The following is a 13,066-nucleotide window of genomic DNA, read 5'->3' as shown; positions in this document are numbered from 1 at the left end:
AAGTTGGTGACTTTGTCGCTCAATGCTTGCCTATTACTTATAGGCGTCGCTCCATCGTTCCTAGCTCCCAAATTCTCCTGAATTGAATTGACTATACGTCAAAAGTGTGGAATGGTGGAGGAGAAGATACTGTCCATTCGAGAGTATTAGCCCCATCGCCCCAAGGATTATTTGGGCATTTTTTGCCATATTTCAGAGTGTAAATAACAATGAATACAAAGTAAAGAGCCGCAATAAAGGAAATAACTGCTCCGATAGATGATACCATATTCCAGCCGGCAAAAGCATCCGGATAGTCCGGTATTCTTCTTGGCATCCCAGCTAATCCCAGAAAATGCTGAGGGAAAAATGTCAAATTAACGCCGATAAACGTAATCCAAAAATGAATTTTGCCCATCATTTCAGGATATTGTCTTCCTGATATTTTACCAAACCAATAATAGAATCCAGCAAATGCAGTAAATAAAGCCCCAAGCGACATAGTGTAGTGAAAATGTGCTACCACATAGTATGTATCATGTAAAATTCTATCGATTGCCGAATTTGATAATATTATGCCGGTAACTCCACCAATAGTAAATAACAAGATAAACCCTATGGAAAACAACATAGGGGTTTCAAAAGTAATTGATCCTCCCCACATTGTGGCAATCCAGCTAAATATTTTAATACCAGTAGGCACCGCGATAATCATTGTACCAGCGGTAAAATAGATTAATGTATTGTATGAAAGACCAACAGTAAACATATGATGAGCCCAAACTATAAAACCGACAAACCCTATAATTACCATAGCTATCACCATACCTAAATAACCAAATATCGGCTTACGAGAGAAAGTAGAAAGAACCTGACTAACTATCCCAAACCCTGGCAATATTACGATATATACTTCTGGATGACCAAAAAACCAAAATAAATGCTGAAATAATACTGGATCTCCGCCCCCTTCAGGTTTAAAGAAAGTAGTACCAAAGTTTCGATCAGTCAATAACATGGTTATTGCACCACCTAATACTGGAATTGCTAGTATCAGCAAGAAGGCAGTAACCAGAATTGACCAAATAAATAGAGGCATTTCAAATAACCCCATACCATCGGTTCTCATATTAAAGATAGTAACAATCATATTGATTGAACCAAGAATAGAAGAAAGTCCTGTAATATGTAAACTTAAAATAGCCATATCGACTGCTGCCCCAGGATGTACCACTAGAGTACTTAGAGGGGGGTAAAGCGTCCAGCCAGTACCTGCACCACCATCAACAAAAGCCGAAAGCATTAATAACATAAAAGCAGGAACAAGCAGCCAAAAACTTATATTATTTAGCCTTGGAAAAGCCATGTCCGGTGCACCTATTAAAATTGGTACAAAATAATTACCAAACCCACCAAATAAAGCTGGCATAATCATGAAAAATACCATAATTATCGCATGAGCAGTAATTAATACATTATATAGTTGGTAATTTGCCCCTAATATATGCCCACCGGGCATTGCTAATTCTAGCCTAAAAATAACAGAAAATAACCCTCCAACAATCCCAGCAAATATGGCAAATATAATATACATTATGCCAATATCTTTGTGATTGGTAGAGAAAATCCATCTTTTTATACCTTTAGGGGTTTGGTGATGATCTGTTGTTTGATTCATAAATTATCCTTTTCTATCTTGAGATTATTATAGCAGAAAAGTCATAAAGAGTAGCATATTTCGCATAGGCGTCTACGTTTTATAGTCAATTCAGGAGAATTTGGGGCTAGGAGCGATGGAGTGACGCCTATAAGTAATAGGCGAGCGACAACGTCCCCAACTTCTCATCAATTGACTATACCTATTCACACTTTTTAAGTTGCTCAATATCTGCTCCTACTATGAGCTTGATATTTCTAGTAACTTTATCATAATCCCAATTCCACCATTTTATTTGTACTAACTCATTAATTATATCATCGGAGAATCTTTTTTTTATAATTCTACTAGGATTACCTGCAACGATAGAGTAAGGTGGTACATCCTTAGTAACCACTGCATATGCTCCAATAATTGCTCCGTCTCCTATTGTGACTCCCGGCATAATGACTGCATTAGTACCAAACCACACATCATTACCAACTATTGTACTCCTTCCTTTATTAAGAGTTGGTATATAATTATTCCAACCTTCGAAAATAAAAAATGGATAAGTAGAAAAACCATCCATTGGGTGATTGACATCATCCGCAATAAAAGTAGTTCCTCTAGCAATAGTACAAAACTTACCAATAATTAATTTACACTGATAATATCCTACAACGTTATTACATTCAAAATGTTCTGGATATCGGTGATCATGATAATAAGTATAATCACCTACCATTATGTTAGGATTATGAATAAAATGTTTTAAAAATATAATTTCTTTAACATGTTTTTGGTAAATATGTGGATAGTGATTGTTGGAGTGTACCATATGGCTCTTGTTCATTTAGTTAATGTTATCCTTGCTCGACTTAGTGTCATACCTGCTCGACTTAGTGTCACCCCTGCGTAAGCAGGGGTCTTAGATTCCGCACCGAAACGAAAATGACAATTTATTGCTTCGTCGTCCTCATGGTTTCATCGCAATAACGTTTGTCTTTACTTTCATAGAAAATTTTGTTTTTGCCGCAATCAACCAATCTTGAAATTCTTCTTTGCTTACTACTTCAATGGCAATAGGCATAAAGCCATGATTAACACCACAAAGCTCTGAACACTGACCATAATACACACCTTTTTTACTAATTTTAGTCCAGGTTTCGTTAACTCTGCCAGGCACAGCATCGAGCTTTATACCTAATGCTGGTACTGCAAAACTATGTATAACATCCCCTGCAGTAATTAAAAATTTTACGGTAGTATTTTCTGGTATAATAATACGATTATCAACTTCTAATAATCTTTTTTGACCAGGTTTTAAGTTTTCATCAGTAATTAAACAACTATCAAATTCAAGATTATTATGATCAGGGTAGATATAGTGCCAATACCACTGATATCCTACAACTTTAACCGTCATGTCTATTTCAGGAATATCTTCTGCAATACGTGCAACACGAAATGATGGTACAGCAATAATAATTAAAATAACTATAGGAATTATCGTCCAAATAATTTCAACCAATATATTATCAGAAAATTTTGCTGGAATAGGATTGGCTTTGGCATTAAATCTGATGCAAACATAAATTAATAAAACAATGATAAAAGCAACTATTCCTCCTGATATGAGCAGTAGGAAATTATGAAACTCCTGAAGCTCTTCCATAAGATGACTGGCTGGAGTCTGTAACAGCATTTGCCATGCCTGAGGTTCTGATGCTAGGCAATCGTGAGCAAATAAGAGATATAAAATTAGACTTGCTACATAAGTCAATCTAGTTGATGATTTTGTCGTCGAAACTCGCCTTCGCTCCTCATGTACGTTTATGTACACTGCGGTACTCGGCTTCGTTTCTCCTAAAAATCCTTCAACTATTTTTGACTTATGCAGCAAGTCTATTATAAATTTTTTCATAAATAGTACTTAGTGGACTCAATTCTATATGTTATAGTTAGACAATATAAAACGATATACAGTTTTATTAAAGTAAAAAATAAAGTATGGTGAAAAAACTTGAGGAATTTACTATTGACTTTAAATTGCCTTCTGATACATTCGGCTTACTCAATAATGATTTAAGATTACAACATGGCAGGTCATTCAAAATTTAAAAATATCCAGCATCGAAAAGGTGCACAAGATAAAAAAAGGGCAAAAATTTTTACTAAGTTAGTTAGAGAAATTATTACTGCTGCTAAATTAGGGGCTGATATAAGTAATAATCCACGGTTGCGGAGTAGCATAGCTGCCGCTCGGAGTCAAAATTTGCCAAAGGATCGAATAGATAAGGCAATAAGTGCGGCAAGTGATTCGAATAACAACGAAAATTATACCGAAATTAGATATGAGGGCTTTGCTCCCGGTGGAATTGCAATAATAATAGAGGCTTTAACTGATAATAAAAATCGTACGGCTGCAGAAATTAGGGCGGCTTTTAGCAAATTTGGTGGCAATTTAGGTGAAACGGGCAGTGTCAGCTATATGTTTGATCATCTCGGAGTAATACAATATCCAGCAAATTTAGCAACAACCGAGGCTATGTTTGAAAGTAGCCTAGAGGCTGGAGCAAAAGATATGATTTCTGAAGAAGATACATATTTAATCTATACAGATATTGAGAACTTTGTGCAAGCTCTTGAATTTCTGACCAGTAAATATGGACATCCTGAAGAATCTTACATAGGTTGGGTGCCTAAAAATACCATAATTATAGAAGAGAATGATAAAGCCGAGAAGTTGTTAAAATTAGTGGATATTTTAGAAGAAAGTGATGATGTGCAAAAAGTTTTTGGTAATTATGAATTATCTGATGCAATTTATGAAACTATGAAGGACGTTTAATATGGATTGCCAAGTTATTGTTCTAGCTGCAGGTAATGGTAGAAGAATGGAATCTACCTTACCAAAAGTAATGCATAAAGTTGGTGGTAAATCGATGCTTGATAGGGTAATAACCAATGCCCAACAAGTTAGCAATGAAGTTATTTTAGTCCACTCCTGGCAATTAGAAAAACATATTGCTTGTTATAAAGATAGTTGTAAATTTGTTTTACAACCAGAACCCCTTGGTACTGCTCATGCGGTATATAGTGCTTTGGACTTAATTGATGACAATAAAATTGTAGCCGTACTTTATGGAGATAATCCTTTAATTACGCCAGAGATTATTAATGATTTACTAAAACATCTAGTTTCGACAAATTCTGCCATAACAACCTTGTGCTTTGAGCGAGATAATCCTGGGCAATATGGGCGAATAGTTACTGATAAACTAGGAAATTTTTTGAAAATTGTTGAATTTAAACAAGCAACGAGTGAAGAATTAGCTATAACAACTTGTAATTCTGGTATTATGGCTTTTGCCAATGGTGTGTTAAAAAAATATTTACCTACTATTTTTTTTAAGAATCCTGATAAATCAAAAGAGTTGTATTTAACGGAACTGGTAAAAATCGTTAAGGATAATGGCGAAAAAGTATCGTATTTGCTATCCGCCAACCACGACATAGTGGTCGGAGTAAATACTAAACAAGAGCTAGAAGAAGCTAATAGAACTATTGCTAAGTTAGCAGGGATATAGTGAATTAACTTGAATTGGCAACGTTATAAATCCGATTAGTATTTAGCTTCAGCGTCATTGCGAGGAGCCACTTTAGTGGGCGACGAAGCAATCCAAAAAAAACGATTAAAATGGATTGCTTCTGAGGCTTACGCCTCCTCGCAATGACGATTGGTATTAAATTAATAACTTAATTAAGAGCTTAAAAAAATGACTAAAAATGAAATATTATCCTATCCGGAAGTAAAAAGTTTGGACAGCCAATGTAAAAAACTTGTGGTATTGTTACATGGGCTTGGTTCAGATGGAAATGATTTAATAGGATTGGCTCCCTTGATGTCTAGGGAATTCCCCGATTGTCACTTTATTGCCCCACATGGCGTTGAAAAATTTGATAGTGCACCTTATGGTCGACAATGGTTTAGTTTAAATAACCGTAACCCTGATTATGTTAGGGAATTAGTTGCTAAAAATACTGGCTTAGTTACTGACATAATCCAAAAGAAACAAGCAGAATTAAATTTAACTAATAAAGATACTATCCTAATTGGCTTTTCGCAAGGTACCATGATGGGGTTATATTTGAATTTTATACAAAAAGAACCTTTTGATTCTATGGTAGGGTTTTCTGGCAGATTAATTGCCCCACAAGAATGTATCAATAAAACTACACCAGTTTGCGTGATACATGGCGAATTAGACGATGTGGTTGATGTAAGTAGTATGGATGAAACAGTAGAATATCTAGAGAAATATGATATTCCTTATAGTAAATACAAAATACCAAATCTTACACATTCTATTGATGATAGGGGGATACAGTTTGCCATTAAGTTTATCAAAATAGGTTATTACATAGACTGAGATCATTTGAAACATGCAAGCTAAAATGTTCTGGACTTTGTGATTAAGAATTATAAAGCGGAAAATGTTGTTTTTGTGTAGGCACGGTTATTTTTTATGACTTTTAAACTGCCCATTAAATAGTAGGTTAAATTAATGAATATCTTTACTAAAAAATTATCTGAAACAGATAATGCAATATATCAAATTATCGATGGTGAAAAAAAACGTCAGCATGATTTTATTGAATTGATTGCTTCTGAGAATTTTGTAAGCCCGGCAGTATTAGAAGCTCAAGGCTCGATTTTGACTAATAAATATGCTGAAGGATACCCGGGAAAACGTTATTATAACGGGTGTAGTGAGGTTGATAAGGCTGAGCTTTTGGCTATAGAGCGGGTAAAAACACTATTTAATTGTAAATATGCTAACGTTCAGCCTCATTCCGGATCTCAGGCTAATCAGGCAGTATTTTTAACTCTATTAAAACCACATGACACCATACTTGGTATGTCGCTAGATACAGGGGGGCATTTGACACATGGTGCTCCACCTAATTTGTCTGGCAAATGGTTTAACTCGGTGTTCTATTCTGTAAATAAGGAGAGTTATCTAATTGATTATGCCCAAATAGAGCAATTGGCAGTTCAGCATAAGCCAAAATTGATTATAGCTGGTTATTCTGCCTATTCGCGTCAATTAGATTTTGCTAAATTTAGGGAAATTGCTGATAGAGTAGGAGCGTATTTACTAGCAGATATTGCTCATATTTCTGGACTGGTTGCGGTAGGTGAACATCCAAGTCCCTTGCCTTATGCTCATATTGTGACTTCCACTACTCATAAAACCCTACGTGGTCCGCGAGGTGGTCTTATTCTGTCAAATGATGAGGAATTGGGTAAGAAGATAAATCTCGCTTTATTTCCTGGGTTGCAAGGTGGACCATTAATGCATATTATTGCAGCAAAGGCAGTGGCATTCTTGGAAAATTTACAACCAGAATATCATCTTTATATAAAACAGGTTGTTAGTAACGCTAAAGCTCTTGCTAATAGTTTAATGGCAAGAGGCTATGATATTTTAACTAATGGTACTGATAATCATATAGTATTAGTGGACTTACGAAAATATGGTATAACTGGTAAGGTGGCAGCAGATTCGCTTGAAAGAGCCGGTATAACTTGCAATAAAAATGCGATACCGTTTGATGCCACTTCACCATTTATTACTTCTGGTATTAGGCTTGGCACTTCAGCATGCACCACTAGAGGATTCAAAGAACAAGAGTTTATAGAAGTTGGTAATATGATTAGCGATGTATTGGATGGGTTGAAAGATAAAAATGATGGGCAAGATAATAGTGATTGTGAGACAAAAACTTTCCAACAAGTTAAAAGATTAGTAGATGCTTTCCTAGTTTACGTTTAAGCTATAAACCATAAGTTAACAGGCTATAAGAAATTATTGCTATCCGTTATAACGTTTTAAAAAGGTAAAGTTTATGAGGTTTTATACAGGTAGGAATAAATCTAAATCTGATATACAAGCTCCCAATGATAACTCACGTTCTATAGAGTTGCAAGCCATTTCGAGTATAAATAATAATGCAGTTGAGCTAACTAAAAGAACACTATTTTCTTAAGTTGACACCCATAGGTAATGACGTAATTTTTTATATTTTTAATAATTTTTTAAAATCTTCTTGACAGGTTATAGGAAGTTGCTATTGTCCGTTCGTAACGATTTAATTAAAGGAGAATTTATGACAGTTTTTAATAATTATTTGCTAGAAAGAATAAACTCTAATACATCTGAGGGTATTATTAACTTACGGGAGGAGAATATAGGAGATGAGGAAGTTGAAGCTTTAGGAAAAGTTCTTCAGAATAACAATACAGTTTGGTCCATTCAATTACCACGCGAACATGGTAATATTACTGATAAGGGGCTTAAGTTTTTTGTAGAAAAGATTGCTCTTAGAAAAGAGCTGCTTGTTGTCGAGGCTAATAATGGGCCGTGGAATGAAGCATTTAGGTATATTGAGGAGAGCAAAAGGTTAGGACAAGAAGTCGATAAACTTGCTGATTTCTTACCTATTAATGTGCAAAATGATAAGTCAGCAAGTGATTTAACTGATTCATCTAAATCTACAACATCACTAGCTTTAGAAGAAGACAATGTAGTAGAAGAAGTTCCAGTGGTAGAAGAGCTAGTAAAAGCAGCTCCAGTGGTAGAGCTAGTAGATAAAGCGGAAGAAGCAAAAGAGGGGTTAGTAGAGCTAGAATTGACTAAATCGGTAGAATCGCTGCTATCAGATGATTCTGTAGATGGTTCTGTAGATGATTCTGTAAATAATTCTGTAAATGTAGTACTAGAAAGTTTTTATACAAGTTACCAAGAAAATCCTGCTACTATTTCACCTAATGATATAAAAAGTGTAAAAATAAAACCAACATCGTTCTTCGCAAAGATATCTAATGCTTTTACAACTATGAAGGATACATTGACTTCATTATTTAATCATAATACTACTAAGGACTACTATTCTTCAAAGTTCTATGTTACAAAAGAGGATATGTTCCAAGAAGATACTGATGCTTTAGGGTGTGTGGATGATATGAGTAACGACTAGAATTTAAGTAAGTAGTAATGTATAGCTAACCCGTTAGTATTTCATAAGCGTCAGTTTAAGAAAACAATAATTGGGAAACCGTCATTGCGAGGAGACCGTAAGGTCACGAAGCAATCCAGAAAAGCTATTAGAAATAGATTGCCACGCCACCTACGGTGGCTCGCAATGACGATTTTCTACTTTATTTTCTTAAACTGACGCTTATGCTTCAGTGCGGGATATAGATTCCCGCCTACGCGGGAATGACAATTTACAATCCGTTACAATAGTTTTAAAACAGGTAAAGTTTATGAAGCGGAAGATATTTAAGAGTAAATCTAACTCTAATATACAAGCTCTCAATAAGAACCAACATTACATTGAATCGCAAGACCTTCCAAGTAAAAAAGTATCTTTTAAATATCCACTTGTAACTGAAATAATTAACTATGAAGAAAAAACAGATGAAGAAGATGATGAGGTAGTAGTACAAGCAAAACCAATCGGATGGCGTACAAAAGTTTGGGACTCCTTGAAAGATATTTTTACTCGAACTAATCATAATGATGGTTATTCTGCTAACCATGATGAAGTTAATTCTTACCCCAATACAGTTAATCTTGATGTCAGCGACACTGTTAATTTAACAGGAGCTGAAAGTGCTATGATATAGCTAGCCCATTAGTATTTCATAAGCGTTAGTTTAAGAAAACAATAATTGAGAAACCGTCATTGCGAGGAGACCGTAAGGTCACGAAGCAATCCAGAGAAGTGATTATAGTCAATTGATGGGAAGTTGGTGACGTCGTCACTCGCCTATTACTTATAGGCGTCGCTCCATCGTTCCTGCTACCCAATTCCCCTGAATTGACTATAGAGATAGATTGCCACGCCACCTATGGTGGCTCGCAATGACAGATAACGTCATTGCGAGAAGGCGTTAGCCGACGAAGCAATCCATTTCTAATTTTTTTGGATTCTTGCCATAATCTTTTCGGAAATATTTGATGGAGTAAGACCGAAATATGAGTATAAATCATTAGAGGGAGCAGAGAGTCCAAATTGTTCCATTCCGAAGAACATCCCGTTCTCTCCGATGATTCGATGCCAGCCAAAGCTACTTGCAGCTTCTATAGCAACTTTTAATTTGGCATTGGATAGGATATTTTGGATATAGCTAGGCTGCTGTTTAAAAAACAACTCAAAACATAACATTGAAATCACATTGGTACTAAAGCCATTTTTGCTTAGTATATCTTTTACCTCTAATGCTATTGACAATTCAGAACCGGTGGCGAAGATAGCAACATCTACTGTTTCTTGATTATTCCCTGACAGTATATACCCACCTTTAGAACATAAATTTTGCGAAATATTTCGGCTATAGTCAATTGAGGAAAAGTTGGTGACGTCGTTACTCGTCGCTCGCCTATTACTTATAGGCGTCGCTCCATCGCTCCTAGCACCAAATCCTCCTGAATTAACTATAACTATTTGAGATACTGACTGTCTGGTTAAAGCAAGAACAGAAGGGCCATCTTTATTAGCTAAAGCAATTCGCCAAGATTCAACTGTTTCAAGATAGTCTGCCGGGCGTAATACCATCATATTTGGTAAGCTTCGAAAGGATGCTAGATGCTCTATTGGTTGGTGAGTAGGGCCATCTTCTCCTACCCCAATTGAATCATGGGTCATGATGTAGATCACTTGCTGCTGCATAATAGAAGAAAGCCGCATAGTTGGCTTCATATAATCAGAAAATACTAGAAAAGTAGCCCCTACGGGTAAGAAGCCTGATAATGCGAGTCCGTTCATGATAGCCCCCATAACATTTTCACGAACCCCATAATGGATGTAATTGCCAGTAAAATCATCTTTATTAATTATGTTACTAGCAGTATTTTTGATATTGTTGGATAATGATAAATCAGCTGAGCCAAAAATAATTTTATCTGATAGTTTGGTTAGATATTCTATAACTCTACCAGATGAACAACGGGTTGCTTCAGCTTTTTCTGGAATAGGGATATTATCAAGAAAAGAGCAATCTATATCAGCTTTATTGCAATAGGCTTTTTGCTCTGGAGTTATATCAGCAAACTTCTCTTGCCAATTAGTATAACTCGCTTGATTTCTTAACCAAGCTGTACCCCATATCTCTTGTAATTCCTTTGGTATAGTAAACGCCTGATCATTAAAACCTAAATTTTCTTTAAGAAGTTTAACCTCATCTTTACCAAGCGGGCAGCCATGGGCGGCATTTGAATTCACCTTGTTAATAGAGCCTTTGCCAATTAAAGTACGGCAGGCAATCAAGTATGGTTTATCAGAATTTTGTGCCTTAATTAGGCTGGCATTAATTTGCTCAAAATCATGCCCATCAATAGATTCGGTATTCCAGCCCATGGCGGCAAATTTCAGCAGATGGTTTTCAGATACAGTAAGGTCGGTAGAGCCATCGATGGAAATTTTATTATCATCAAATAAAACTATTAAGTTATTTAGGCATAAATGCCCAGCTAAAGAAGCAGCTTCATAGCTTATACCTTCCATTAGGCATCCATCTCCAATTATACAATAAATTTTGTGTGCACTAAGATCTTTGCCCAATTTTTGTTGATATTTTTTTTGGGCAATCGCCATCCCAACTGAAGTACCAAACCCCTGCCCTAAAGGTCCTGTAGTAGCCTCAATAGCTTCATATGCCCCATATTCTGGATGTCCAGGAGTTTTTGAATGTAATTTTCGAAATTGTTTTAAATCTTCTAGATGAAAATTTTTATAATTTGTTAAATAATAAAAACTATACAGCAACATAGAACCGTGTCCAGCTGATAGAACCAGGCGATCACGGTCAAACCAAGTTGGATCATTAGGATTGAATTTTAGAAAATTAAATACTAGTATGGTCATGACATCTGCCATACCAAGAACCATACCTGGATGCCCTGATTGAGCATATTCTATACTATCACTTGCTAAAACTCTAATACAGTTACTTAATTTAGAATATTTTTCTGAATATTTGGGGATTTTATTAAACTTCATTATAATAAATATTAATTTTGTGTTAAAAGATATTGATATAGATAACCAGATTAACATTACGCGTCATTGCGACGAGGCGTGAGCCGACGAAACATCCAATAAGTGTGGATTGCTTCGACCATTACATGGTCTCGCAATGACGTTAGGGGTTAATTATAAAAATTTTTTATGAATCTACATCAAAATAGATATTATGACAACAAAACTATTACCCTTTTTTTCATGGTTTAGCACGTTATTGCATCAATTGTGGTTATCAATTAGTTCAGTAAATTTCTACCAAGATGTTTATAAATCATATAAAGGATATGGGATTAAGTATATATTTGCTGTGTCTTTTATATCATCATTGATCTATTGTATTGTTATATTTAATTACTTGTTAGTCCTCACCGATTACTTTACTGAGAATCGTTTAACAAAAGGCACAATAACTATCGAATATATATTTAAACAATTACCGGAAATCTATTATGATGGTAGTAAAATTTCAGTTGATCAGGATGAACCTATATATTTATTCGATGAGAATGGCAATAAGCTTGCGGCTATAGACTCAAAAAATCAATTATCTTATGGGGAAAAACTTAAAGTTCCCGTCCTATTTAGTAGTAACAATATAACCCTTACTACAGTAGAAATAACCGATAAAAAAAAGAGTGTGTTTAATATTGGATATGCTAAATTATTTACTCCTGATCAAAAAATCCTCACTGAAGAAGTCATTAAAAAGCATTTTGCCAAAATCCTAACACAAGCACCGAAGATATTTATTTATATTTTAATGCCTATAATAATAGCCTTTCGTTTTATAACAATTTTATTTGAAAAAAGCTTTATTATCATCTTAGTATATTTGTTAACTAACTATTTTGGTCCTAAGTCCTCTTGGCAAACCTGTATTAGAATAACCTTATTTTCAAGTGGCATAGCAATTTTATTACAACCTATGATGGTTATATTTTTGCCAGAATTTAGTAGTATTATATTTTTTATACAGATGTTCACCAGTTTGTTAGTGCTTTTAGCAATGTTGCAAATACGAAATAAATAGGAATAAGCCCCCTGCTTACGCAGGGGTGACATCTAACTTTTTCATCATTCCCGCTTCGGTGCGGAATCTATATCCCTGCTTACGCAGGGGTGACAAGCATTGTCCTATATTTTATTAAAATCTGCAAAAAAACTTGATTATCGAGTATAAGTAATAGGCGAGCATTGAGTGACGACGTCACCAACTTCTCATTAATTGACTATAATCTTTCCTCTATCCTATCTGTCGTAATTTCCTTTAAATTTATGCCTTAAAGTTGGGAAATTTATTACTTAGAACATATTAGATTTTTCTGAGTATTACTGATATTGTTATAACCCAAA

At 35.0% G+C, this 13,066-nt stretch carries 13 protein-coding genes; 8 read left to right on the top strand and 5 right to left on the bottom strand.

The window, feature by feature from the left end:
* Positions 1-91: 91 nt before the first annotated feature.
* From ctaD to coxB, 3 genes are all read right to left on the bottom strand, one after another.
* Positions 92-1,657, bottom strand: a complete 1,566-nt coding sequence (ctaD, locus tag ACQH6S_RS07455; protein ID WP_425364474.1) for a cytochrome c oxidase subunit I — start codon at positions 1,655-1,657, stop codon at positions 92-94.
* 181 nt (positions 1,658-1,838) lie between these two features.
* Positions 1,839-2,456 (bottom strand): CatB-related O-acetyltransferase, encoded by a 618-nt coding sequence (locus ACQH6S_RS07450; RefSeq protein WP_425360307.1) that lies wholly within the window; start codon positions 2,454-2,456, stop codon positions 1,839-1,841.
* 138 nt (positions 2,457-2,594) lie between these two features.
* Positions 2,595-3,542 (bottom strand): cytochrome c oxidase subunit II, encoded by a 948-nt coding sequence (gene coxB / locus ACQH6S_RS07445; protein WP_425360308.1) that lies wholly within the window; start codon positions 3,540-3,542, stop codon positions 2,595-2,597.
* Between the two features lie 174 nt (positions 3,543-3,716).
* Between coxB and ACQH6S_RS07440 the strand changes: the two genes are divergently transcribed.
* The 7 genes from ACQH6S_RS07440 (at position 3,717) to ACQH6S_RS07410 (ending at position 9,314) form a co-directional block, all read left to right on the top strand.
* Positions 3,717-4,469 carry a YebC/PmpR family DNA-binding transcriptional regulator gene (locus ACQH6S_RS07440; protein WP_341748963.1) on the top strand — a complete coding sequence of 251 codons (753 nt, stop codon included), beginning with the start codon at positions 3,717-3,719 and terminating at the stop codon, positions 4,467-4,469.
* A 1-nt stretch (position 4,470) separates the two neighbouring features.
* On the top strand, positions 4,471-5,208 hold the full coding sequence (locus tag ACQH6S_RS07435) for a sugar phosphate nucleotidyltransferase (protein WP_341748964.1): 738 nt from the start codon (positions 4,471-4,473) through the stop codon (positions 5,206-5,208).
* 189 nt (positions 5,209-5,397) lie between these two features.
* Positions 5,398-6,051: a dienelactone hydrolase family protein gene (locus ACQH6S_RS07430; RefSeq protein ID WP_094649077.1), complete on the top strand. Its 654-nt coding sequence runs from the start codon at positions 5,398-5,400 to the stop codon at positions 6,049-6,051.
* A 135-nt stretch (positions 6,052-6,186) separates the two neighbouring features.
* Positions 6,187-7,458 (top strand): serine hydroxymethyltransferase, encoded by a 1,272-nt coding sequence (glyA, locus tag ACQH6S_RS07425; RefSeq protein ID WP_425360309.1) that lies wholly within the window; start codon positions 6,187-6,189, stop codon positions 7,456-7,458.
* A 73-nt stretch (positions 7,459-7,531) separates the two neighbouring features.
* Entirely contained in the window at positions 7,532-7,672 is a 141-nt protein-coding gene (locus ACQH6S_RS07420; protein ID WP_157905652.1) for a hypothetical protein, read from the top strand.
* A 120-nt stretch (positions 7,673-7,792) separates the two neighbouring features.
* Entirely contained in the window at positions 7,793-8,662 is an 870-nt protein-coding gene (locus ACQH6S_RS07415; protein ID WP_425364473.1) for a hypothetical protein, read from the top strand.
* Between the two features lie 211 nt (positions 8,663-8,873).
* The gene (locus ACQH6S_RS07410) at positions 8,874-9,314 is read left to right on the top strand and encodes a hypothetical protein (RefSeq protein ID WP_425364472.1); all 441 of its coding nucleotides are present in this window, start codon (positions 8,874-8,876) and stop codon (positions 9,312-9,314) included.
* A gap of 25 nt (positions 9,315-9,339) precedes the next feature.
* Here ACQH6S_RS07410 and ACQH6S_RS07405 read toward each other — a convergent pair whose 3' ends face one another.
* Entirely contained in the window at positions 9,340-9,537 is a 198-nt protein-coding gene (locus ACQH6S_RS07405; RefSeq protein WP_425364471.1) for a hypothetical protein, read from the bottom strand.
* Between the two features lie 67 nt (positions 9,538-9,604).
* A complete protein-coding gene (locus ACQH6S_RS07400) occupies positions 9,605-11,689 on the bottom strand; it encodes a transketolase family protein (protein ID WP_425360313.1) in 2,085 nt (694 codons plus the stop codon).
* A 193-nt stretch (positions 11,690-11,882) separates the two neighbouring features.
* Between ACQH6S_RS07400 and ACQH6S_RS07395 the strand changes: the two genes are divergently transcribed.
* Entirely contained in the window at positions 11,883-12,743 is an 861-nt protein-coding gene (locus tag ACQH6S_RS07395) for a DUF1189 family protein (RefSeq protein ID WP_094649082.1), read from the top strand.
* Positions 12,744-13,066: the final 323 nt, after the last annotated feature.

The sequence above is a fragment of the Candidatus Tisiphia endosymbiont of Mystacides longicornis genome, assembly GCF_964031095.1.
GTDB lineage: Bacteria > Pseudomonadota > Alphaproteobacteria > Rickettsiales > Rickettsiaceae > Tisiphia.
This window is presented reverse-complemented; position numbering and strand designations above follow the sequence as displayed.